This is a genomic window from Pedobacter sp. ok626 (assembly GCF_900100435.1).
Classification (GTDB): domain Bacteria; phylum Bacteroidota; class Bacteroidia; order Sphingobacteriales; family Sphingobacteriaceae; genus Pedobacter.
The window spans coordinates 1-26,054 of the sequence record NZ_FNEX01000030.1 but is presented as its reverse complement, the minus strand read 5'-3'; the positions used below and the strand labels follow the sequence as shown (position 1 = coordinate 26,054).

Annotated in this window: 13 protein-coding genes; 12 read left to right on the top strand and 1 reads right to left on the bottom strand. The window is 40.1% G+C overall.

Annotated features, from left to right (window positions below; translation table 11 throughout):
* Positions 1–26 precede the first annotated feature (26 nt).
* Positions 27–1,928 carry an amidophosphoribosyltransferase gene (locus BLS35_RS27125; protein ID WP_090787778.1) on the top strand — a complete coding sequence of 634 codons (1,902 nt, stop codon included), beginning with the start codon at positions 27–29 and terminating at the stop codon, positions 1,926–1,928.
* Between the two features lie 339 nt (positions 1,929–2,267).
* Here BLS35_RS27125 and BLS35_RS27120 read toward each other — a convergent pair whose 3' ends face one another.
* On the bottom strand, positions 2,268–2,897 hold the full coding sequence (locus BLS35_RS27120; protein ID WP_090787775.1) for a LysE family translocator: 630 nt from the start codon (positions 2,895–2,897) through the stop codon (positions 2,268–2,270).
* Positions 2,898–3,060: 163 nt separating this feature from the next.
* On the opposite strand from BLS35_RS27120, the gene BLS35_RS27115 reads away from it, so the two are divergent.
* From BLS35_RS27115 to BLS35_RS27065, 11 genes are all read left to right on the top strand, one after another.
* Complete coding sequence (locus BLS35_RS27115; RefSeq protein WP_207909134.1) at positions 3,061–3,492, top strand: deoxycytidylate deaminase; 432 nt, start codon at positions 3,061–3,063, stop codon at positions 3,490–3,492.
* A gap of 47 nt (positions 3,493–3,539) precedes the next feature.
* Positions 3,540–5,066, top strand: a complete 1,527-nt coding sequence (gene guaA / locus BLS35_RS27110) for a glutamine-hydrolyzing GMP synthase (protein ID WP_090787769.1) — start codon at positions 3,540–3,542, stop codon at positions 5,064–5,066.
* Positions 5,023–6,249, top strand: a complete 1,227-nt coding sequence (locus tag BLS35_RS27105) for an ABC transporter substrate-binding protein (protein ID WP_090787766.1) — start codon at positions 5,023–5,025, stop codon at positions 6,247–6,249. The genes guaA and BLS35_RS27105 overlap by 44 nt, the downstream gene beginning before the upstream one ends.
* The gene (locus tag BLS35_RS27100; protein ID WP_090787763.1) at positions 6,246–7,412 is read left to right on the top strand and encodes an RsmB/NOP family class I SAM-dependent RNA methyltransferase; all 1,167 of its coding nucleotides are present in this window, start codon (positions 6,246–6,248) and stop codon (positions 7,410–7,412) included. The genes BLS35_RS27105 and BLS35_RS27100 overlap by 4 nt, the downstream gene beginning before the upstream one ends.
* 414 nt (positions 7,413–7,826) lie before the next feature.
* Positions 7,827–11,252 carry a DUF4450 domain-containing protein gene (locus tag BLS35_RS27095; protein WP_132226022.1) on the top strand — a complete coding sequence of 1,142 codons (3,426 nt, stop codon included), beginning with the start codon at positions 7,827–7,829 and terminating at the stop codon, positions 11,250–11,252.
* Entirely contained in the window at positions 11,253–15,674 is a 4,422-nt protein-coding gene (locus tag BLS35_RS27090; protein ID WP_090787757.1) for a hybrid sensor histidine kinase/response regulator transcription factor, read from the top strand.
* A gap of 135 nt (positions 15,675–15,809) precedes the next feature.
* A complete protein-coding gene (locus BLS35_RS27085; protein WP_090787753.1) occupies positions 15,810–18,089 on the top strand; it encodes a fasciclin domain-containing protein in 2,280 nt (759 codons plus the stop codon).
* Positions 18,090–18,108: 19 nt separating this feature from the next.
* Positions 18,109–21,411 carry a SusC/RagA family TonB-linked outer membrane protein gene (locus tag BLS35_RS27080; RefSeq protein WP_090787750.1) on the top strand — a complete coding sequence of 1,101 codons (3,303 nt, stop codon included), beginning with the start codon at positions 18,109–18,111 and terminating at the stop codon, positions 21,409–21,411.
* 10 nt (positions 21,412–21,421) lie between these two features.
* Positions 21,422–22,975, top strand: coding sequence for a RagB/SusD family nutrient uptake outer membrane protein (locus BLS35_RS27075; RefSeq protein ID WP_090787747.1), 1,554 nt, complete (start codon positions 21,422–21,424; stop codon positions 22,973–22,975).
* 24 nt (positions 22,976–22,999) lie between these two features.
* Entirely contained in the window at positions 23,000–24,742 is a 1,743-nt protein-coding gene (locus tag BLS35_RS27070; RefSeq protein ID WP_090787745.1) for a fasciclin domain-containing protein, read from the top strand.
* A gap of 41 nt (positions 24,743–24,783) precedes the next feature.
* Positions 24,784–26,054, top strand: a 1,271-nt coding sequence (locus BLS35_RS27065) for a fasciclin domain-containing protein (protein WP_090787742.1), incomplete at its 3' end; no start/stop codon positions are given.

Below are 26,054 nucleotides of genomic sequence, written 5' to 3'. Positions count from 1 at the left end.
ATTTGCGGCTCAAACAACACACACGAATGAGTGACTCGATAAAACATGAATGCGGAATTGCCTTTATCCGCCTTTTAAAACCGCTCTCATATTACCAGGAAAAATACGGTACTGCTCTTTACGGACTCAACAAGCTTTATCTTTTGATGGAAAAACAGCACAACCGTGGACAGGACGGAGCTGGGATTGCAACAATCAAACTGGATGTTAAACCGGGAAACCGTTACATCAGTAGATATCGTTCGATGGCTCAGAATGCAGTTGCTGATATATTCGGACATGTTCAGGGTAAGTTTGTAGATATTCAGAATGAAACCCCTGAATTGATGCAAGATTCAGAGTGGTTAAAGCATAATGTGAGTTTTATCGGAGAGGTTTTACTAGGCCATTTAAGGTATGGTACTCACGGTAAAAACAGTATTGAAAACTGCCATCCATTTTTACGTCAGAACAACTGGATGACCAGAAACCTGGTTCTTGCTGGTAACTTCAATATGACTAATGTTGACGAATTACTAGAGCAATTGTACGAATTGGGTCAGCATCCAAAAGAAAAAGCGGATACCATTACTGTTCTTGAAAAGATAGGTCACTTTTTGGATGACGAGAATCAAGAGTTGTTTGATGCATATAAAAAAGAAGGTTTAGATAACGTGCAGATCACGCACAAGATCTCTCAGAACCTTGACATCGCTAAGATCCTGAGAAGGTCGGCTAAGAACTGGGATGGTGGTTATGCCATTTCTGGTATCATTGGTAACGGTGATGCCTTTGTACTTCGTGATCCTTCAGGCATACGTCCTGCATATTATTATGCGGATGATGAGATCGTTGTTGCAGCATCTGAAAGACCTGCTATTCAAACAGCTTTCAATATTCAGTTTAAAAATGTAAAAGAAATTGAACCGGGACATGCCCTTATTGTTAAAAAGGACGGTACGGTAACACAAGAGATATTCAGAGAGCCGGAAGAAAAAAGAGCCTGCTCATTCGAGCGCATTTATTTCTCAAGAGGTAGTGATGCTGAAATCTATAAAGAAAGAAAACACCTGGGTGCCTTATTGTGCCCTCAGATCTTAAAAGCAGTAAATGCTGATTTGAAAAATACAGTGTTCTCATTTATTCCCAATACTGCCGAAGTATCATTTTACGGAATGGTAGATGGTTTGCATGGATACATCAGAGACTATCAGAAAGAAGCTTTACTCCACCGTAAGGATATCCTGGACGACGACGCACTTAATGAGTTGCTTTCTATGCGCCCAAGAGTAGAGAAGCTGGCGATCAAAGATGTAAAATTGAGAACCTTTATTACTCAGGATGCGGATAGAGGCGATATGGTAGCGCATGTTTATGATACCACTTATGGCGTGATCAAAAATCATACTGATACATTGGTTGCAGTTGATGATTCAATTGTAAGGGGTACAACCTTAAAACAAAGTATCATTAAAATCATTGACAGACTGCATCCTAAAAAGATCATTATTGTTTCTTCTGCCCCTCAAATCCGTTACCCGGATTGCTATGGTATTGATATGTCTAAAATGGGACAGTTTGTCGCATTTGAAGCCGCAATTCAATTGCTAAAAGAAAGAGGGATGGAACATGTAATCGAAGAAGTTTATCAAAAATGTAAAGCTTCCCTATTGTTACCTAAAGGTGAAATTGTAAATCACGTTAAAGATATTTACAGACCTTTTAAACAAGAAGAAATCTCTGCACAGATTACTAAGATCATCACTCCAGCGGATACGATTGCCGAAGTAGAAGTGATCTATCAAACTTTAGATAACTTACATGTAGCCTGCCCTAATCATAGCGGCGATTGGTACTTCTCTGGTAACTATCCAACTCCAGGTGGTAACAAAGTAGTGAATAAAGCTTTTGTGAACTGGAAAGAAGGTAATAACCAAAGAGCATATTAAGGATGTAAAAAAGCTCTGCTACTCGGAGTCTGGAACAATTGATGCGGAAGGGCATCAAATATTCCTAGGTCTCCTCACAGCAAGCATTTTTACCCTCACAGGTGTGTTAACATAGCTGTATAATACATTTGATATTCAAACAATAAAGGCCTTTAGCAAAATGCTATAGGCCTTTATTATTGGTGAGGATTTCGATGTAGTTTGTAACTAAAGGTTTACATTGTGCTATTCAAACAAAATATGCCTTCTGTGAACAGGCCTAGGAATATTTGATGCCCTTCAGCATCAATTGTTCCAGACTGTGAATAGAATGGCTTATTTTGTCCCTTATTTTGACGATTATTTCGAATAATACTTAAGGATCACTTCAACAAACAGCCTAATTGCAAATATCAATATTACCGCTCCTGCAATTCTGTTTAGGTTTTGGATAGTCTTCTCCTTGATTCTATATCGGAGCTTAGCCGCATAATAGGTTTTTAAGCAATCTACAGACAACTGCGTTGTCATAGCGATGATAAAGAACACCACCTTCTCTGCCATAGCGTAATGGAGTTGTACCGATATGATACCACCAACCATAATCCAAAACATCAAGGTAGATGGGGATAAAAGACACATTAAAAAACCTTTTAAGATGTAGCCACTTCTATTGATTTTTACGGTTTCTTCTATATTGTAACAGACTTTTACTTTATGTAATAAGTAATATAAGCCAATTCCAAACAAAAATAAACCACCAATGATGCCGATGTATTTATTATAGGTAGAATTATAATCAACGAACTGTGAGCTGAAAATAGTTAAACTAATAAAAATTATGTCACTTATGATAACCCCGATAGCCAGAGAAAAACCGGCCTTGAATCCTTTTTCAATACTGGTTTTGATCATTGAAAAGAACACGGGCCCTGTTAAAAACGAAAATAAAATACCCGCACCTATCCCTTGTAATATTGCTTCAAACATTCAGCTAACGTATATATTGTGCTAATATGCAATTTTAAACATAAATTAGCTTCAAAAAAATTATCCTTCTTTATTATTATAAAATAAACGCCTTAGCTACTTTTTAAGTATCAAGGGAGAAATGAGTAGAATGACAGTAAAACCAAGTTTCAATCATATTTTCATGAATTTAGCTACCGATCTTGCATTTCGTTCGCATTGCGTTCGAGCACAAGTAGGAGCAGTATTGACAAAAGATACCCGTATTATTTCCATAGGATATAATGGTCCACCTGCAGGTACACACAATTGCGATGTAGAATGGCCGGAGACTGGTTGCGCCAGAGATTCACGTGGAAGCTGCTCATTAGCATTACATGCAGAGGAGAATGCCATACTCTACGGGATAAAAAATGGCTCTAAAATAGAAGGAGCTACCTTATATACTACACTGTCGCCTTGTATCGCCTGTGCGCGTTTAATCTTGTCGTCAGGTATTAAGAAAGTTTACTACAGAGATTCTTACGCTGCATACAAGGGATTAGCGAGTGATGAAGGTGTAGATTTCCTAAAAAGGTTCGGTGTAGAAGTCCTGAAGTACGAAAATCAAGGTTAATTCACAATCCTGCTTGTAGCGCGGCATAAGTTTTCTTAACTTTGGCCATGCTAGAAAAAATCATAATTCTCGATTTTGGATCCCAATATACACAGTTAATTGCACGCAGGGTACGCGAGTTAAACGTTTATTGCGAAATTCATCCATTTAACAAAATTCCTGAAATCACTTCAAATGTAAAAGGTATCATCCTTTCAGGCAGCCCTTATTCGGTTCGTCAGGAAGATGCTCCTCAGGTAGATCTTAAAAAGTTTGATAATTACCCAGTGCTTGCTGTTTGTTACGGCGCTCAATACATTGCTCAGCAATCGGGTGGCGAAGTACAAGCTTCATCAACTCGTGAGTATGGCAGAGCCCATCTGAATTATGTTGCCGAAAGCAATAAGTTATTTAAAAATATTGCCCTTGATTCACAAGTATGGATGTCACATGGTGATACCATTACTAAAGTACCAGAACACTTTGAACTGATCGCTAGTACTGACAGCGTAACGGTAGCTGCTTATCAAGTTAAAGGAACCGATACTTATGCTATACAGTTTCACCCGGAAGTTACCCACAGTACTGATGGTAAACAGTTATTGGAGAATTTTTTGGTAGACATCTGCGGATGTAAACAAGAATGGACACCAGATGCATTTGTGGAGACTACCATCACAGCATTGCAAAAGCAATTGGGTGATGACAAAGTTGTATTGGCCCTCTCAGGAGGTGTAGATTCAAGTGTAGCCGCTATATTATTACACAAAGCAATCGGCAAAAACTTACATTGTATTTTTGTTGACAATGGTTTGTTACGTAAGGATGAGTATGCAGCTGTGTTAGAGCAATACAAACACCTAGGATTAAACATTAAAGGTGTTGATGCTAAAGATCGTTTCTTAAGTCAGCTTGCAGGTCTTACAGATCCAGAATTGAAACGTAAAGCTATCGGACGTGTATTTATCGAGGTTTTTGATGATGAAGCACACCAGGTACAAGATGTGAAATGGTTGGCACAAGGCACAATCTATCCAGATATCATTGAGTCGGTTTCTGTAAAAGGACCTTCTGCAACAATTAAATCACACCATAATGTTGGTGGTTTACCTGATTTCATGAAATTGAAAGTAGTTGAGCCATTAAATACCTTATTTAAAGATGAAGTAAGAAGGGTAGGGAAATCGTTGGGATTGGAGCACTTTATTATTGGACGTCACCCTTTCCCAGGACCAGGTTTAGCGATCAGGATTCTTGGTGAAGTAACTCCTGAGAAGGTCGCTATCCTTCAGGAAGCTGATGCCATCTATATCAACAATTTAAAGGAAGCTGGTTTATACGACAAAGTATGGCAGGCAGGAGCGATATTCCTTCCAGTTCAATCAGTAGGGGTAATGGGTGATGAGCGTACTTACGAGAATGCAATTGCTTTACGCGCTGTTGAATCTGTTGATGGTATGACTGCCGATTGGTGTCATTTACCATATAACGTACTCGCAAAAATTTCTAATGAAATAATTAACAAAGTAAAAGGAATTAACCGCGTTGTATATGATATTAGTTCAAAACCCCCTGCAACAATTGAGTGGGAATAAGTATTGGATCATTGCATTATCGGCACTTTTTCTCTCCGCCTGTTCGCCAAAAATAAGGCCTGAGACCAAGAAGCCCGAGACACCGAAGAAAGTTGAGAAAATAGAAAAGCCTGCTTCAAAAGCGAAGCAGGCTACTATTTCTCTACTGGCGCCTTTTCGGTTAAATGAGATCAAATTGAAGACGGCCACTAAAGCCGAAGTAGAAAAGGCAGCCATAGCTATCGATTTCTATCAGGGATTTCAGTTAGGCGTAGACTCTGCAGCCGCATCTGGGCAGAATTTTAAACTTAAGGTTTACGATACGCAGGACAATAATGCCCAAATTGCTAACTTAATAGAGAATGGCAGCTTATTGGGTAGCAACATAATCGTTGGCCCGGTTTATCCTGATGGGCTAAAATACATTACAAATTACTCTATCTCGCGAGGGATACCAGTTGTAAATCCGCTTGCTGCTTCACAGCCAGCAGAATTTGCCAATCCTAACTTGATTTCTATTGTAAATAACATCGATCTCCATGCGGAGAAGATTGGCAATTACATCAGTAAAAATTACAACCCCGCAACTACGATTGTCGTATTGATCAACCCTAAGGCGGCCAGTGATGAGATATTTTCGAAGCCTTTAAGAACCTATTTTGCAAACAGCAAAAAGCAATACACTTTTCAGGAATATGCTTCTGTTTTCTCAATGGAAACGAAGGTTGTCAAAGGAAAACAATATGTTATTCTAGTCAGCTCTTCCGACAAAAAGTTTGTAGTACCTACACTGGATAAGTTGATGAAGATTAAAAAAACGGGATTGAATATCTCGCTTTTTGGGCATCCAGACTGGGTTAAACAGAATTACAACACAGAAGAGCTTCAAGCTTTAAATACAATTGTTTCTTCTTCTTATAAGGTAGATTATACCAGATCAGACGTAAACACTTTCATCAAAAAATATAGAGCGCAATTCCATTTTGAGCCGGGAGAGTATGCCTTCAAAGGATTTGATATTGGCTTCTATTTTGGAAGGCTGCTTTCTAATTATGGGGATAATTATATTAAATACCTTACTAAAGAAAATTACAAGGGGCTTCACAATTCCTTTCATTTTGTACACGATAATAACGAAGGATACATCAATACCAATTTGATGCTGTTGCGTTATAAAAACTTTGCCTTAAATATTATTGAATGAGAGTAGAACACCAGCTGAGAGCATTCGAACAGATCTTTAAAAGTTATGATGGCGCACTGCCATTACATCGCTTTCTGTTTGCTTATTTTAAAAGGAATAAGCAAATGGGCTCCTCAGATCGGCGCTGGGCATCTCGTTATATCTACAGTTTCTTTAGATTGGGCAAAGCATTAATTAAAGAAGACACCAACTTGCGGTTAGCCGTTGCAGATTTCCTGTGTAATCAAACTACTAGTCTGGTTATCGAGTCTTTGTTGACTGAATTGAAGCAACACATTGCGCTTTCTGTGACCGAAAAACTGGAGCTAATCAAATCGAATTATCCAGCATTTGAGCTGACCGATGTTTTTAGTTTCCATGAAGAGCTTTCTGAATCTATTGATAAGCCAGCTTTCTTATGCTCCTTTTTTACACAACCAGATCTGTTTATTAGAGTAACGGGTGGACAGTTGAAAAAAATAACTGAAGTACTGCACAAAGAGGGTATCGTAGTTGAGGAGATTGGGGAGAATACCCTTGCTGTTGCCAATGGCACTAAACTAGATCAGTTATTAATCGGACAGCCAAACTACCAGGTACAGGATCTTTCTTCCCAGCAAACGGGCAGTTTTTTTGAGCCTCAGATGTGGGATAAATGGTGGGACTGCTGTGCAGCTTCCGGCGGTAAATCGCTGCTGCTACATGATCTGCAACCCAAAATAGAGCTTTTGGTTAGTGATGTTAGAGAAAATAGCTTAAACAACCTGGATGAGCGCTTTAGAGAAGCCGGATTAAAGAAGTACCAGAAAAAAGTGCTGGATCTGTTGCAAAATAACAATCAAGACCTGCACGATTACGAATTCGATGGAATTATACTGGATGCACCCTGCTCAGGATCTGGAACCTGGGGAAGGACACCCGAAATGTTGTATTATTTTGAACAACATAAGATTAGTTACTTCTCGAAGCTACAGCAAAGCATTGCCACGAATGTGGTTAAATACTTGAAAGAAGGGAAGCCCTTAATTTACATTACCTGTTCTGTATTTAAACAGGAAAATGAGGATGTGATTGCCTACTTGTTAGAAAGTCTTCCTTTAAAGCTCGAAAAAATGGAGCTGATCAAAGGTTATACACATAAAGCCGATACCATGTTTGTGGCGAGGTTAATTAAAACAAATTAGGTTTTCTTCCACTTTTTGTCTATATTGGATTAGAATTTAAAATTCTAATCGCACCATTTTGGCCACCTTCTCTGGCCAGAGTTTAAATCAAATCATTTTTTTTTTGGATTCGTAGAAAAGCAGTATCACTGCTGTATCGTGCTGGATAACAAAGCCGATCCTGGGACGGACCTTGTTCGGACCTCGTTCGTCTCTGTTCGACAAAATTGCTCTACGAGTAATCCACAACCCGTACCCCAGATAATGCACATTCATCAGTGCTATCCGCGACAATGAGGATCTGCGAAAAATCTGAAATCGCTTTTTTTTACGGTTATTGAGGGCCTTAATTGCAATGACTAGGGGTTTGAAGCAGGATGAGACAGGTTGCTAATAATTTTATATCTGCTTATGTTAGGCATAAAAAGCAGATCAATGATTAATCAATATTTTCTACATAGAAATAGGGAATTTTATGGCCTCTTCTTGCTGTTCTTCTTTTCATTAAACTCGCTTTTTGCGCAAGAACTTTATCCTCCTAAATTAATCCCAGGTAATTGGCATAACGAACAGCGTAACCTTAGGTATCATCCTGAGGGCCCAGATTTTGTGATTAAAAATGGGAACAGACGGTTTACGCGGGCACTTTATGGTACCAATACCGCTTTTAGAGTCGAGGCGGGGGATCTCCCTGAGTTTGCGCTGTACATGCCTGGAATGGGTGGCAACCTGAAGTTTGGCTTAATGCTTGGCTCACAAAGTAAATGGTTGATTGCAGCAGAAAATATTGAAGCAAGGTATCGTGCAGGCACGATGATTTATTCCATTAAGGACCCCATACTGGGAAATGGAACATTACATATAGAAATATTGGCATTGAGTAATTCGGAAGGATTGGTGTTGAAAGCGCGCTTTGAAAACGTAAAACCAGAGGTGACACTATTATGGGCTTTTGGTGGCGCGAGCGGTAAGAATTTTAGTCGCAGTGGCGATATGGGCCCCGATCCGGAATCTGTCTTCTATCTGAAAGCAGAGAACTGTAAAGACAATAGTTTTGTGATCAATGGGAATTCTTTTGCCTTGAGTTACGGTAAAAGCAAATCGTTAATAGGAACTTTTCCATCCGGCAATTTAAAGATTGCAAATGCGGCAGACCAACAAACGCCTGCTGGTTTGGATCGATCAACGAGTAAGGAGAATCCTGTTTTAACTGGAAAACTTAGTGCCATAAATGCAACAGATCTTTATTTCCTGATTCAAAATCCGGATAGTGATAGCTTAAAAAAGGGCTGGACTCCAGCAGAGCAGTTTAAGCGTGCTGAAGCCTCGCGCCAGGCAATTGCCAATCATGTACAAATTAATACACCAGATCCTTTTATGAACACTATAGGGGGCGCATTAAGTATAGCCTCAGATGGTATTTGGGAAAGTCCTTCTTATATGCATGGTGCGATAGGCTGGCGGATGCGTTTGAACGGTTGGCGGGGTGCTTATACGGCCGATCCATTGGGCTGGCATGACCGAGCCAGAACACATTTTAGCGCCTATGCGAAATCGCAGGTCTTGAGTCCTGAAAACGGACCTGTTGTCGCAGATACCGCCTTGAATTTAGCGCGATCTAAAGAAGCAATGGGAACGGCCATGTTTAGTAATGGTTATATCAGTCGTGATCCGAATGGAAAATCGCTTCGCCCGCATCATTATGATATGAACCTCGTTTATATTGACCAATTGCTATGGCATTTCAATTGGACAGGTGATTTGAAATTTGTGCGGGAAATGTGGCCGCTGCTCAAACGACACCTGGCTTGGGAGAAACGTACTTTCGACCCGGACAATGATGGCTTGTATGATGCCTATGCTGTAATTTGGGCAAGTGATGCATTGCAATATAGTGGGGGAGCGGTTACACATTCTTCGGCTTACAATTATCGGTCAAATTATACCGCTGCAAAACTCGCTGAATTATTAAATGAAGATGCCGGGCCTTATCAAAAAGAAGCCGATAAAATATTAAAGGCGATGAATGCCCAGTTGTGGATGCCAGCCAAGGGTTGGTTTGCCGAATACAAGGATGGACTTGGTCTTAAACAACTTCATCCCGCAGCAGCCCTTTGGACAATATATCACAGTATAGATTCTGATGTACCTGATGCTTTTCAGGCTTGGCAAAGCTTGCGTTATGTGGATACAGAACTACCCCACATCGCGATTAAAGCAAAGGGATTGAAAGATGAAGGATATTATACACTTTCTACCACCAACTGGATGCCTTACGAATGGTCCTTAAATAATGTAGTATTGGCCGAATCTACCCATACAGCCCTGGCCAATTGGCAAGCGGGACGTACAGAAGAAGCCTTTAAGCTATGGAAAAGCGAAATACTGAGTAGCATGTATATGGGTGGAAGTCCTGGAAATTTTGTACAGATATCTCATTACGATGCTAACCGTGGCGAGGCTTATAGAGATTTTGCTGATCCGGTGGGAATCAATTCAAGAACGCTTGTAGAAGGGCTTTTCGGGATTGTACCGGATGCGTTAAACCACACTTTGGTGATCAGGCCAGGTTTGCCTGCCGTCTGGGATCATGCTTCCCTAAAAATTCCCGATCTATCTTTTGATTTTAAGAGAATCGCAGACCAGGATATTTATACTTTAATCCCTTCATTTAGTAAAACATTAAGCCTGAAAATGAGGGTAAAGGCTAAAGGAACTGGACTGAAATCAGTAAAAATAAACGGGAAGGATGTAAAATGGAAGAATGTTGAAAAGGCTATCGGACTGCCTGAAATTGAAATTGAAAGCAGCCCTGCGGCTAGTTATAAAATTGAATTGGCATGGTCAGGTCAGGAAATGGTAAAACCAGCACTGAAATCAGTGTATCTACAAGAAGAAGGTTTTGAAACTAGCTTTAAAGATGCGCTAATTACTAAAGTATTTGACCCTCAAAATGTATTCAAGTCTACTTTGGTTGCAGGTGGTAAGATAAAAGCCCAGGTAGCGGGCGAGTTGGGTAACCGCAGCGTTTTCGTCCAGTTAAAAAGAGGGATGTTCAGGTATTGGTTCCCGCTGTGTTTTGAAGTGAAAGCGCGCGAAGGATTGGCAAATCCAGCACTAGATTTAAACAGTACAGATTGGGCTAACAAAAAAATGGAAACGGTAGACTTATCCGGCCATTTCAACGATAAAGTAACACAGATTTTCGAAAATAAGTACCTGTCGCCACGCCCACAAACTACTACATTACAACTACCTGTGCAGGGAATTGGCGATTGGCCACATCCTATGTTGAAACCAGAAATTAACGATAGTGGATTGAGGAAATTAGCAGGGGCTAAGAACGAATTGACGCTTCCTTCTGGCATAGTGTTTAAAACGCCTGGCGATGCCTCCTTAAAAAATATCGTATATACCTCTCAATGGGATAATTATCCGCAAAGTGTAGCCCTGCCTTTAACGGGAAAAGCAGCTGCTGCATTTTTTTTACTGGCAGGATCAACCAACCCCATGCAAAGCAGGATGGACAATGGTATTATCCATGTTTTTTATATGGATGGCAGTCAAGAAAAACTGGTTTTGCGAAACCCTGAAAACTGGTGGCCAATTGAAAAGGATTTGTACTTAGATGGCTTTGCATTTGATACTGGTGCTCCAAGGCCCCTACGTATTCATTTAAAAAGTGGAAAGATCATCACAGCTGCTGAAGGTAGTTTATGGAATGGAAAGGAGATCGATGGTGGTGCTGCAACAGCGCTAGGTATACCACTCGATCCAAATAAAACACTGTCAAAAATTACTTTATCTGCACTATGTAACGATGTGGTAATTGGGTTAATGGGTATTACCTTGGTACGTTAAATGAATTCGAAATTATATAAGTTGTTTGTGATTGTTATTTTGTTGCTGCCATCCTTAATGGCAACAGCTCAACTAAACAGTAACATTACCCGCTATTCTACACAAGATGGTTTGTCGCATGATGGGGTATTGTGCATCACCCGTGATAGGGATGGCTTCATGTGGTTCGGGACTTTCGATGGTATCAATCGGTTTGACGGACATAATTTTGTCGTTTATAAAAGTCGGCCGGGGGATAGCTCTAATTTAAGCAACAATAAAATCCGGAGTATCATTGAAGATAAGGCTGCTTTTTTATGGGTAAAGACCTATGACAATAAAGTGTACCGTTTTAATAAAAAGACAGAGCAATTTCTGGCGATATCGGATGGAGCCTACAAGCATCTTTTTAAAGATCGGGCGATCGATAAAATAATTCCGGATACTGAAGGGGGTGTATGGTTGCTCACCGAAGATCAAGGGGTATTTCATGCCATGAACAACTCTTCCAGCACACCAGTAATCAATTACTACGCAAAAAAAAGGACCATCCCATTTAAAATCAGCGGAAATGCTGTTCAATTCTTACATAGGGAGGGGGAGAATATATGGATAGGGACAGAAGCTGGATTGAACTGTTTGCAGCTCGATAAGAGTAATAGATACGCAGTGGTAAAATTTACACCTGTGGTTACAAAATTTTTGGCTTCCTATTCATTTACCTGCTTTACCCAAAATAAGGAATTTCTATTTTTTGGGACTGCAGATGGAAACCTAATTACCTATCATATTAAGAACAAGGTTTTTTCGATCAAATCAATTTGTAAGGGGGTTAAATTAAATGCGATGTGTAGCTCTAGCAAGCCATTATTGTATATCTCTACCAATGGGAAGGGACTGGTTACGCTAGATCTAAAGACTTTTAAATACACTTACTCCGGTTTGGAGGCTCAGGATAATTATTATTCCCTATATGAAGATAAGGGCGGACAGGTTTGGATTGAGCCCGAAAAAAATGGTGTCTTAAAATACGATCCACATACTGGAATCTATAAACATTATACCCAGAAAAAGGATGTGGCCAATTCCGGTAGGGATTATCAGGTGATTATGGATGCTAATGGAACCCTATGGGTAAGCATGAAGGGCGGCGGCTTTGGTTATTACAATCCGGTAAGTGATGATATTGCTTATTTTTATGATGAACCGGGTGCTAAAGATCAAAAGTTTTCCAACATATTAACCAGTCTCTTAATCGACAAAACAGGTGTTTTATGGTTAAGTGCAAAGGATGGGGGAGTGAATAAAATCGTCCCGATAACTGATAAGTTTAATTATCTCAGACTAGTAAAGAATCCTCAAAACCGTTCGGAAAATAATGTACGGGCGATGATGAAGGATTCAAGAGGTCGTCTGTGGATCTGCACCAGAGATGCGAAGGTATATGTTTATGAAAACAACAAGCCAGTATCTGTTTTTATCAACACCGATGAGAAGTTAGGCTATGTGTACAGCATTATTGAAGATAGTAAAGCCAATGTTTGGCTGGGTACAAAGGGAGATGGATTATTTAAAGCAACGCCTGTAGATGCGTCAAAGTCATTTTACGCTTTAACTAATTTTAGAAATGATAAATCTAATCCGAATAGCTTAAGCAGCGATATGGTTTATTCTATTATCGAAGATCGTAAAGGACGGATTTGGGTAGGTACACTTGGAGGCGGAATCAATTTAATGACCACGCAGGAGGGCAAAACTACCTTTAAAAATTACTACAATACTTTGAAGCGTTACCCTTTCTCCTGGGCTAACGTAATCAGACATCTCAACGAAGATAATCAAGGTAGAATCTGGGTGGGGACAAGTAATGGCTTGCTCATCTTTGATCCCAACAAGACCTCAGGTAACGGTTATAATTATCATAAATATCAAAAAATAAAGGGTGACAGGTCTAGTTTAGGCAACAATAGTGTGCAATACATTTATAAAGACAAGACTGGGCAAATTTGGGTAGGCACATTCGGCGGAGGATTGAACAAGGTAATTAAAGCAGCCAATGGCGACATTAAGTTTGAAGTGTTTACAACTGAAAACGGATTGTCAAATGATGTCGTAGTGAGTATTACTGGCGATCAGCAAAATAGCATCTGGATTGCGACGGAAAGTGGACTCTCACAGCTTAATCCCAGGACTAAAATTTTTAAAAATTATGATGCTTATGATGGTCTCCCAGAAGCGGGTTTTTCAGAAGCGACCTGCTTTAGTGGGGGTGATGGAAAGCTATATTTTGGCTGTATAGATGGGTACATCTCTTTTAATCCTTCAACCATTATTGATAAAAAAATCAATGCAGAAATGGCCTTAACCAGGATGCAATTGTACTATAAAGACATTGTTCCGGGGGCAGAGGGTTCTCCCTTAAAATATACCATCAATGAAACCCCCTTATTAACTTTGACACATGATCAGAATGCTATCAGTATAGATTATGCGGTATTGGATTACCGGGCCTCAAACAAAATTACATACACTTATAAATTGGAAGGCTTCGATAAAACATGGCACCATGTTAATGATCAACGAAAGGCAACTTATACCAATATACCGCATGGGAAATATACCTTCAAAGTTAAGGCTGCAAGTGAGGACCTCTTTAGCAACATTCCGGAAAAGACGTTGCAAATTATTGTAAAACCACCGTTTTATTTAACCTATTGGGCCTATTTAATATACCTGATACTTGCTGGGGCAATTGTTGTTGTGGCCAGACGTATTATTATCACGATGATCCGGTTGAGAAATAAGGTTTTAGTAGAGCAAAAACTGACTGAAGTTAAATTGGCTTTTTTTACCAACATTTCTCATGAGCTAAGAACCCCTTTAACCTTAATTGTAAGTCCGCTCGAAGAAATTTCCCGCAATGAGTCATTGTCGCTTAAAGGTGCAGCGTATTTAAACATTGTAAATCGCAATGCCAACCGTATGATCCGCTTTATCAATCAACTCCTTGATTTCAGGAAGATTCAAAGTGGTAAAATGCAGCTTCATATTGCTGAAGTTGATTTATTGGCATTGGTGAGAGACATTTGCAATCACTTTTCTGGAATGGCAATTGAGAAGGGGATTCGTTTTGAGGTAAGTTCAGAAAGAGAGCAGGTGATGGCTTGGGTGGATGAGGAAAAGATCGACATTATAGTTTACAATTTGCTTTCTAATGCCTTTAAGTTTACACCAGCCAATCAATCCATTAGCGTAGTGTTAAATGATGTGCCAGGCACAGAAGATATTGAATTGAAAGTCATAGATGCCGGGCAGGGTGTTGCTGCGGACCAGTTAGAAGAGATTTTTGAGATTTATTATGAAGGGAATACGATGAGTGAAAATCACCTGAAAGGAACAGGTATTGGTCTTGCCCTTTCACGTGATTTGGCACTGAGCCATCATGGTAAACTTTCGGCCCAGTTAAATAGCTCGGCAGGTATGACCTTTGTCTTAACTCTAAAAACTGGTAAAGCACATTTCCGGCCGGACGAGCTGAAGTTGGAAGCCGGTTTTCGAACAGCAGGGGTGATCCATGCTGATACAGCTGAAACGATTATAGAACACCCAGTTAAAAATATCCAGACAGTGGATATGCCACTAGTTTTAATTGTGGAGGACAATCCTGAGCTGCGTAGTTTTTTATCGGTAAAGCTGGATGGATTGTACCGCATTCAAAGTGCTGCAGACGGTGTCGAAGGCTTAAACTCGGCCTTTACTTTATTGCCTGATCTGATCATCAGTGATGTAATGATGCCAAATATGGATGGTATTCAAATGCTGGATCAATTGAAACATGATGTCCGTACAAGTCATATCCCTGTAATCCTTTTAACCGCAAAATCTTCCGTAGAAAGTCAGATAGAAGGGCTTAAATATGGTGCAGATTTATACATTACCAAACCATTTCATACCGATCACCTGCTGGCCTCGGTTGAAAGTCTGATCATTTCCAGGAAGAAACTTTTTGAGCAACTTTCAAATGCGCTGGATAAAAGGATTGTGAATCTAAATCCTGATGAGGTAGTGATCACCTCAAAAGACGAGGTCTTTTTAAAGCAAAGCATTAAGATCGTAGAAGAGGGGATGAAAGATCCGCACTTTAATATTGAAGAAGTGGCAACTGCCATCGGTATGGGCCGTACTACTTTTTATAAGAAACTGAAGAGTTTAACTGGGCTAAGTCCAGTCGAGTTTGTAAGAGATATGCGTTTAAAACGGAGCCGGCAATTGCTGGATGAAGGCTCGAAAACGATCTCCGAAATCGGCTACCTTATCGGCTTCAATAGCCTGGCTTATTTCAGTACATGTTTTAAAGAGAAGTATAAAATGTCTCCATCAGAGTACTTGAAAGGAATAAAAAAAGATTCACAGTATTCAGAAAATCTTTCGGCGGATATTTAAGATTTATCCTGCTTAAAACCATCTTAAACCACTTTTTTGTCAAATAATAGAAATGTTTCGTCAAAATTTGAAAACTCGGCATAGGCATTCCCGATAGATTTGTACCACCAATAACCAAATATAACTAAACCGAGTATGACTAAACTTTTTACAAGTTCATGCTGCTTCCTGCTTTTGTTAGGGATCTTAAGCGGCTGCAAGAAAAAGGATTTTGACACGTTTTATGAGCGCCCGAAAGGATTGGGTGAACCCATTTATCAGCAGCTCCAGGCAAGGGGGAATTTTAAACATCTTACTGCCGTAATTGATAAGGCAGGCTACAAAGACATCTTAACTCAAACTGGCTGGTGGACAATTTTTGCACCTAATGATGCCGCTTTTGAACAATTTTTTAAAGATCAGGGAATTGAAGGCGTAAATGCTATTACTGATTCAATGGCCGTTTCTATTGTAAAGTATGCTTTGGTATACAATGCATATCGCAAAGATCAGCTGAGCACCTACCAGATGTTCGGAGATGTGGAGACTGGAGTCGGTTTTGCTTTCAAAAGAAAAACGGCTTATTATGATTGGGTACAACAAAAGGGGGATGCCGAGCATGGTAAGATCATTGCAACCAATAGGAATGTACAGTCTATAAAAGGTGTTAATAGTTCTGCTTATGTAGATGGGGACAACAACAATAAATATATCCCATATTTTACTGATCAGTTTTTTTCTACCACTGGCTTAAATCAAAACGATTACAAATCCTTTTATCCCAATTCGACTTTTTCAGGCTTTAACGTAGCGGGAGCATCTGTTGTAAATAAGGATATTTCCGCCGAAAATGGAATGATTCATGAAGTGGATCGGGTTATCCTCCCTCTAAAGAATATTGATCAGTATATCAGTAATAATAACAATTATAGTGAATTTAAAAGCCTGCTAGACTCTTTAAAATTTTATACAGCCAATGCCTATCTAACGCACAGGAATTTCGTTGCCACAGGGCAAAAGGATTCCGTATATGTTAAAGGATACAATGGGCAGTTGGCATTTTCAATTAATAATGAGAATTACCAGCAACCGGGGATTAATGCTTATTTGGCCAACGAATCTCAAAAATCTAGTTGGACTATTATGGCGCCAACAAATGACGCTTTAAAAGCCTATCGCAAAAAGATATTGGCTAAATATGGGAACTCTTTCTTTAAAACTGCGCCAAGAAGTATCGTAATTGATTTTATCAATTCGCACATGTGGGCAGCGGCTTTATGGCCAAGTAAATTTTCACAGGATGCAAATTATCAACAGGAACCCGCAACCATAGGTATTGGAAATGCGGTAGATAAACAGTTGTTAAGTAACGGCCTGTTTTATGGCATAAATGAAGCACAACAGGCGAATGTTTTTAGAACGGTATTTGGTATCCCTTATCTTGATCCGGCTACAATGATGACTTATTTGGGGTATTCGGATGACATTACAGGGATTAAGGCATATTCTACGCAACCGGGGGTAAAACAAACTATACTTGTGATGCCTGATGCAGTTTTAATTGCTGCTGGTTACCGTTATAATGAGAGCAGTGCAGGGCTAACCACATCTGCATGGGGATACAGGTCCTCCCCAACTGGAAGTTATGCTCATAATTTTCTTTATCGGGACAACATATTCAGGATATTAAAAACAGGAGTATTGATTACCCCAACCGGATCGATCACAAATTTTGGGGCCTCTGGTATTGTTGAGTCACAAAGCGGCGATTATGTTAAATACAGTGGCGGTAAGATTCAGACCAGTGGTACAGTGGATTCGGGGCTGGACATCAATATCGTAAAAACAGACAACACCGCCATCAATGGTGTGGTACATTATCTGGATGGTGTTTTATCGTTCTCTGAAAAAAACGTTGGTCAGCATTTAGAAAACCTGGCCACAAAATATCCAAACAGCTACGCTTCATTTTATTGGATGGTTTCAAATTCTGGTATCTACAATAAAACCACAAAGGTCATTGCTGGATTGAGCACGGGAATAGACAATAAGTATACTATGTTTGCACCCGACAATAATGCGATTGCACAGGCCATTAGAGACGGCCTATTACCGGGTACAAAAGCGACAGGTGCTTTACCTGCTACAGCGCCTACCAATGAAGCGCAAAAAGATCTGATGCGCAAATTCATACTGTATCATATCATAAATGGCGAATCTGTAGCTATAGATGGCAAAAAAGCAGATAACTACCTGACCTTACTACAGACAGAAGCAGGGGATAACACATTGGTCAATGTGCTGAACGATCCAGGTAGCCTAATCATTACCGACAGGGCAGGGAGGACATCTCAGACAACTTTAAGTACGAGTAATCAATTATCTAACCGGACGATTATTCATTCCATTACCAATTATCTCAATTACAATAAATAATAAGCCAAGCTGAGTTTATATGAAAAGTTTTTTATACAAAGGTTTCTGTCTTACGGCGCTGATTGTGATGATTCTGGGTCATTCAGCATCTCTTTATGCGCAACAGGTTGTTACGGTTCGTGGAAAGGTGACAGACAAGAAAGATAAGTTAGGAGTAATTGGGGCTTCTGTTATCGAAGTAGATCAAAATAAAAGAACAATTACAGGAGTAAGCACTGATATCAATGGGAATTTCGCACTTAGGGTAACCAATACCAAGCATCAACTTGTCGTTTCCTATATCGGGTATAAGACCTTCCAGGCCGGAGTAATTGGTGATAGAACTACGATCAATGTCATTTTAGAATCCAATTCAAATGAGCTGGATGCAGTGAATGTAACCTCAAAAAAAATGGTGAATAACGGTACCGGTCTAAATATAGCCGAGCGTAATTCTACTATTGCATCGGCCACCATAAGTGCAAAAGCATTGGCGGAGTTACCTGTAACGTCTATTGATCAGGCCCTCGCCGGACGTTTGTCGGGTGTGGATTTTGGAACGGTTTCAGGAGATCCAGGAGCGGGGATGTCGATCCGTATTCGTGGTACGTCCTCAATTACAGGATCTGCAGAGCCCCTGATCGTGCTCGATGGCATGCCTTATGAAACAGAAATTCCATCTGACTTTAATTTTGGTACGGCTGATGAACAAGGATATGCCCAGTTGTTGAACATTGCTCCATCAGATATTATGGACATTACCGTACTTAAAGATGCTGCATCAACGGCTGTTTGGGGATCAAGGGCGGCAAATGGCGTCCTTTTGATCAACACCAAACGCGGTGAAAAGGGTAAGCCCTTTATTGCGTACAACTTTAAGGGCACTATGGCTACACAGCCTAATCCAATTCCCTTTCTTACCGGTAATCAGTATTCCATGTTGATCCCTGAGGCAGTGATGAATTCAACAGGATTACCACTAAATTTTTTGGGAAACGACGGGCAAAATAAAGCCTTTCAATATGATCCATCAGATCCCTATTACTATTACAACTATAGTAACAATACAGATTGGCTTAAACTCATCACTCGTACAGGCTATACCCATGATCATAACTTGTCAATGAGCGGTGGTGGAGAAAAGGCGCGTTACTATGCGTCAGTTGGATATCTAGGACAAACCGGAACAACATTAGGGACGGATCTTTCCAGGATAACGACAAAGATTAACCTGGATTATATTGTTTCCAGCAAGCTGAGATTTAAGACTGATTTAACTTATACACACGTTAATAACAATTTAAATTATAACAAATCGCTGCGGGGTACCGCCATTAATAAAATGCCTAATATGGCAGCTTTTGAGTTCGATGAATATGGAAACAATACAGGTATATATTTTTCTCCTTTATCCAACATCCAGGGGCAGTTTAGCATAAATGACAAAAATGAGGTAAAGGGGACATATAACCCATTGGCTATGGCTAACGAAGGGTTTAGCCAACTGATTGGCGAAAGGATTACACCAAAGTTTAATTTGCAATATGATATCTCATCTGTATTGTTCTCCACATTTGATGTTCAGTTTGACGTCAATAATACGAAGTCGAAGACATTTTTACCTCAGATTGCAACTGGACAACCAAGTACTGAAACTACAGTAAATAGGGCTTCAGATGCGGATGGAGACTCTTATAATATGCAGACTAAGATCAATTTGATCTATAGACCCCGTATCAACATCAATCATAATTTGCAGGGCTTGATGTCATTCCAAACCAATGATACAAAATCAGCTTCCTACAGCTTGGTTACAGCCAATACGGCTTCATCTCAATTACAGGATCCTTCAAATCCTTCTGTCACCAATGGCGTAGGCCTGGCATTAAAATCTAATCAGTCGCAATCCAGAACTGTGGGTGTATTACTCCAGGCTCAGTATGAATTTTTGGATCGTTACATTATCAATGTGAATGGAAGGGTAGATGGGAGTTCAAAGTTCTCTCCGGATAATCGCTTTGGCTTCTTTCCTGGCATTTCTACCAGATGGCGCTTGTCTGATGAGCCGTTTATGAAGAAGCTTACTTTTATTGATGATCTGAGCTTAAGGTTAAGCTACGGTGCCAGCGGTAAAGCACCCAAAGATAACTATGGCTATTTTAACAATTATACACCTTTTGATTGGTCGTATGCAGGTCGGGCCGCGGTCTATCCATCCAATATCGAGCTCTCTAGTTTAAAATGGGAAACGCTGGTGGGTAAAAACGTAGGTTTCAATTTAACCATGTTTAAAAGCAGGGTAAAGATTGATGCGGAAATCTACCGCAATACCACTAAAAACATGTTCTACAACGATCTTAAGATTGCCAGTACAACGGGCTACAGCAAAATTGACATGAACATCGGGAGTATGAATAACAACGGCTGGGAGATCATGATCAATACCACACCGTTTAAAAATAAGACCTGGAATGTCGGTTTTGATTTCAACATTGCGCGCAATGTGAACAGCATCCAAACCATTTCCGAATTCTATCCCCGTGAAAGCTCTGCGGGTTTGCCAGATCTTGGTAAATACAAGTCTTTCCTGATCGAAGGTAATCCTTTCGGCTCTTATTATGGATTTAAATTTAAGGGCGTATACACAGATAAAGATGCAACTATTGCGAAAGATGCAGATGGGAATCGCATAGTTGGTCCTAATGGCCAGACAGTTTATATGCGTTACAATTATCCAATGGTAGACTATGTGTTTCAACCTGGAGATGCAATATATGAAGACATTAACCATGATGGAAATATCGATGAAAAGGATATGGTTTACCTGGGAAACAGTGTCCCTAAGTTCACAGGGGGCTTTGGCCCAAATATAACGTTTAAGGGGAATTTAAAGCTTCAGGCCTTTTTCAGCTACAGGTATGGTTACGATATCGTAAACAAGGCTAAAATTACCACAACCAATATGGCAGGTGTAAATAACCAAAGTACAGCTGTGCTTAGACGCTGGCGCAATCCAGGTGATGTGACCGATATGCCAAGGGCGTTGTATGGAACTGGTTATAACTGGCTGGGTTCTGACCGCTATGTTGAAGATGCCTCTTTTATTCGTTTAAGCTCGGTTACCTTAAGGTACAACCTGACCAGTGATATCTTGAAACGATTTAAGATGAAGAGTGGTAGCGTATATATAACAGGCCAGAATTTGTATACATGGACCAACTATACCGGACAAAATCCTGATGTGACTTCCAGTGGCGAGAATAGCCCGTTTAAATATGCTGAAGATGATGCGTTAACACCACCTTCCATGACTTTTACGCTTGGTTTAACTATTGGTTTTTAATTGATTTGATATGAAAAGAAATATAAGATATACCCTCCTTGTTCTGGTTACGATGATCAGTGTATTGGGAACTTCATGTAGCAAATGGCTGGATTTGCAGCCTCAGGATGGTTTAACTCGCCAGGAATACTGGAAAACCAAAGAACAGTTGGATGCTGCGGTAATGGGTTGTTATGCTTCATTATTGGGAGGAAGCACCATACCACTTGCCAAATACCTTTTTATTTGGGGGGAACTGAGGGGCGATATGGTGGTTCCAGGATTGGAATTGGCTACTGAGGATGATGAAGCCCTGCTAAATGCGACCATGCGTGATGAGCTGGATATGATGCGTACACAAACTTCTGCCAATAATATTTTTGTGAATTGGGAAGCCGTATACAAGACCATCAATTTTTGTAATACCGTTATTAAGTTTGGACCCGATGTGATGGCTAATGATAAAACCCTTAGTCAAACGGCATTAAATGCTTACCTCGCAGAAGTACATTCCCTACGTGGATTGATGTATTTTTATTTGTTACGCTCTTTTGGTGAAGTCCCCTTGAAACTGGAACCCACCTATAACGATACCCAGGTTGCCGCTATCGCTAAGAAAAGTCAGCAGGAAGTTTATCAGCAAATTGTAAGCGATTTGACATTTGGTGCTGAAAATGGACAGGTTACTTATGGCAACATGGCCGAAGACCGTGGTAGGTTTACCAAGTTTACGGCTTATACGGCATTGGCAGATGTATATCTGTGGAATGAAGAATATCAAAAGTCTATTGATGCTTGTGATAAAGTCATCGCTTCAGGTAAATATCAATTACTTCCAGCAGGGACGCCACAGTTTGATTTTTACAATAACGTTTATTATAATGGCAACTCGGTTGAAAATATTTTTGAATTCCAGTTTGACAATCAAAAGTTAAATCCTTTTGCCCCGATGTTTGGCCTATCGGGAACAGAGTTTAAAGCAGCAAACTGGATTGCAGAGGGGGGGCTATATGGTACAGATGCATTAGATTTTTTAAATGTTGATGTTCGCGGTAATGGAACTTCTATGTCGGAAGCCAATGCCAGCATTCTAAAGTATACCGGACAAAGAACATCGGTTACTTCGTATGCACATTGGTTTGTTTATCGTTATTCCGATGTGCTGTTAATGAAAGCAGAAGCCTTGACCTGGGTGTCGCCAGGTAATGCTGCAAATGGGCAGGTGGCAATTGATTTGGTTGGTCGCATCAGAACTTCACGCCATGCATTAAGTAATGTGGATGGAAAAGCTATAGAGGTCCCTGATCCAGCCAATACAGAAAACCTTTCTTTATACATTTTTGAAGAGCGTGCCCGCGAGTTTGCCTTTGAAGGCAAACGTTGGTACGACATTCTGCGAAATGCCAAAAGAAACAACTATGCCAATGAAAAACTATTGTTGGATATCGTTTCTGCAAGTGCACAACCCAGTAAGCAGCAAACAGTCATCAATAAGTATAAAGATCATAGAAGCCATTATTTCCCAATTTATGCATATGAATTGCAAACCAATAAAGGGCTGATACAAAATCCATTTTATCAATAAACCGCTAACCAAAAATATATAGTTATGAAACGGAATGTTAAAATAATGCTGCTGAGCTTGTTTAGTATCTTTCTTTGTCTTTGCGCTTGCAATAAAGACTCATTGGTACGCAGTACGTCAAATGCTGTCAATATGACTCAATATCTGAAGAGCAATCCTGATGATTTTTCAGAACTGACGAAGGTGTTGAGCTTGTCTGGAACAGCTTCTTTTTTAAATGCTTATGGCTCGTACACTTTGTTTGCGCCCACAAATACAGCGATTAAAACATATTTGCAGGAAAAGGGAAAGGCGGCTGTAGAAGAGATCAGTGCAGATGACTGGAAAAGCTTTATCCGTTTACATTTGTTAGAGGATTCCATACCTACATCCCGGTTTACCGACGGTAAACTATTTAACCTGACTATGTTTGGCCAATATCTAACCACATCATCAGAAAATGTAGGCGGGATAACCAAAATCAGAATCAACAGGCAAGCGAACATTGTTAAATCAAATATTTCCGTTGGGAATGGATTGATCCATAGTATTGACCATGTTTTAAGTCCGGCAACATTGAGTTTGGCTCAAACTATTGAAGCTAATCCGCAATATTCAATATTTACCCAGGCTTTAAAGGAAACAGGTTTGTATGATCAATTGAATATTCTTCCAGCTAATAATCCTGATGAGAAGAAGAAATGGTTGACTGTAATTGCTGAAACTGATGAGGTCTTTAAGGCTGCAGGTATCAATAGTTATGCGGCATTGAAAGCTAAATTTTCAAATACAGGAAATCCCAAATTAGCTACGGATAGTCTTCACCTATTTTTGGATTATCACATTTTGTATGAGGCTAAATACCTGGCAGACATCATCACATCCAGTGCACATAATACTTTAGCCCCTTTAGAAGTGTTAACGTCCAAGTTGACAGGAGAAACCGCGATGATGAATGATGATACCTTTAATGGGGTTTATGAAAGAGGTTTCTCTTTACTTAGAGATAAAAGTGATGTGACCACAACAAACGGTGTTGTTCATCAATCCTCCGCGCATTTTGCCATTAAACTGAGGTCTCCTTATCGGGTTGATTTTGATGTGGCTTCATTTCCGGAACTCATTAAAAATACCCAATATTATAAAAGGCAGACCTATCAATTCACCGTTGGGGAAGCAGCAGCACTAACTGATGTTAGATTTTCTGGCCCTGAGGACTTACTTATCTATCGTTATGGGACTGGACAAAGTACTTCTAAAACGTCGCTCAACCTGGATGTGCTGGTTGTTCCACTAGCAGCAGGGGGAGAGTCAAACAGGGCCGAATGGGTAGAGTTCAAAACGCCTCTGTTGATCAAAGGAAAGTATAAAGTATGGATCGGATATTATACGCAGCAACAAGGTGGAACGACCACAGCTGAAGTTCAGGCCCTGATTGGTGTTGATGGATCGATAGACCGTGTTCCTTTGTCTAACCCACGTATACTCAGTTTTATAGCGAAACGACCAGGGATCAATAAAACGGTTAACGGCGTAACTGTAATTGATGCCGAGGCGGAAGAAGCAATAGGTTTTAAAACATATATGGAGAACACCAGTGGTTCACAGGTTGCGAAATTAATGGGGGTGGCAGACATTGGTCAAACTGGACGTTACTGGTTGAGATTGAAGGCTATAAATGGTAAGCAAACTACCAATAATATTGATATGATACAGTTTATTCCAATCAACGAGGATCAACAATATCCGAAATATAAGCCTGATGGCACAAAGATCCTTGCCCCATAATTTGCCCAAGAAAAAGATTTAGAAATCATAGAACCTGAAAGATGACCAAATTTAAAACCAGATATCTCATTATAGTATTTCTGCTTGCCGCCATAAGTTTTGCCGGCTGCAAAGATGCCTGGAAAGACCACAATGAGTTAAATATAGCCAGACTGGATCAGACACTTTCTGAACAGATCAGCGCTGAGCCCAATTTAAGTACTTTCAACTCCTATCTTGTGAAAACAGGTTATGATGCGGTGCTCAAATCGTCCAAAAATTATACAGTATGGGCACCAAGCAACGAGGCATTGAAAACTCTGGATAACGCAATTGTGAATGACGATGTTGCATTAAAGCTTTTTGTCGGCAATTGCATCGCAGAACAGAGCTATTTTACTGCAAATCCGAAGCCTTCATTGATTGTAAGGATGTTAAACGGTAAGAACACCACATTTACCAAAACCACATTCGAAGAGTCTACTATTACTGCTGCAGATGTGTATGTCAAAAATGGGGTATTGCATGTTGTGGATGGGATATCTACCCCAAAGCCAAATGCCTGGGAGTTTTTGCAGTCAGCTGTTTCGGGTGGTTTGCAGGCTGCATTTATCAAAGGGCTGGAACATATGGAGTTGGATACGAGTAAGGGCGTGCTCCTATATAAGGATCCGGTAACGCAAAAAGGAGTTTATCAGGAAGGGACGACCTTTAAGGTGCTTAAAAACCAGTATTTTCAAAGGATTGCTGATCTAAGTAGTGAAGATAGCTTGTTCACTTACATCATCTTAAATGATGCTGCATTTACTGCGGAAAGCAGTAAGCTTGGGATTTATAATCTACATCCCAATGCGCTGCTGGCAGACACACTTACCAAATGGAGTGTAGTGCGCGATCTGGCGGTAAACAAAGTCTATAAGATCAATGAACTTCCTGATTCGATGACCGCAGTAACGGGGGTTAGGATTCATTTAGATAAGAGTGCTATTGTGGAAACACGCCTGCTAAGTAATGGGATTGCTTATGTAGTGAACAAAATTGGATATCAGCTCATGGAAAATAAAATCCCAACAGTGATTTTACAGGGGGAAAATACCAATACCCTGCGAACGCCTGCAAATCCTTTTGTAAGGCTCAAACAGGACCCTTTTGGGAATCGTTATATCGATAAGCAAACCGGTAGCATTACAGCTAGTCCTAGTCCACTTTATTATTTTGGTTATTCTTCCACAGTAAATTCCGTAAAATATGAAGTTTACTGGAGAGCGATAAATGATGTGTTAACCGTCCCGATCTCGATGAAGGTTGATTTTAGCACAACCTGGGATTACTC

Bases quoted from the DNA above. Each gene is read 5' to 3' on its own strand.
- BLS35_RS27120 (WP_090787775.1), bottom strand. From the start codon at position 2,897: ATGTTTGAAGCAATATTACAAGGGATAGGTGCGGGTATTTTATTTTCG.
- BLS35_RS27100 (WP_090787763.1), top strand. From the start codon at position 6,246: ATGAGAGTAGAACACCAGCTGAGAGCATTCGAACAGATCTTTAAAAGT.
- BLS35_RS27115 (WP_207909134.1), top strand. From the start codon at position 3,061: ATGAATTTAGCTACCGATCTTGCATTTCGTTCGCATTGCGTTCGAGCA.
- BLS35_RS27080 (WP_090787750.1), top strand. From the start codon at position 18,109: ATGAAAAGTTTTTTATACAAAGGTTTCTGTCTTACGGCGCTGATTGTG.
- BLS35_RS27095 (WP_132226022.1), top strand. From the start codon at position 7,827: ATGATTAATCAATATTTTCTACATAGAAATAGGGAATTTTATGGCCTC.
- BLS35_RS27085 (WP_090787753.1), top strand. From the start codon at position 15,810: ATGACTAAACTTTTTACAAGTTCATGCTGCTTCCTGCTTTTGTTAGGG.
- BLS35_RS27105 (WP_090787766.1), top strand. From the start codon at position 5,023: ATGATATTAGTTCAAAACCCCCTGCAACAATTGAGTGGGAATAAGTAT.
- BLS35_RS27090 (WP_090787757.1), top strand. From the start codon at position 11,253: ATGAATTCGAAATTATATAAGTTGTTTGTGATTGTTATTTTGTTGCTG.
- guaA (WP_090787769.1), top strand. From the start codon at position 3,540: ATGCTAGAAAAAATCATAATTCTCGATTTTGGATCCCAATATACACAG.
- BLS35_RS27125 (WP_090787778.1), top strand. From the start codon at position 27: ATGAGTGACTCGATAAAACATGAATGCGGAATTGCCTTTATCCGCCTT.
- BLS35_RS27070 (WP_090787745.1), top strand. From the start codon at position 23,000: ATGAAACGGAATGTTAAAATAATGCTGCTGAGCTTGTTTAGTATCTTT.
- BLS35_RS27075 (WP_090787747.1), top strand. From the start codon at position 21,422: ATGAAAAGAAATATAAGATATACCCTCCTTGTTCTGGTTACGATGATC.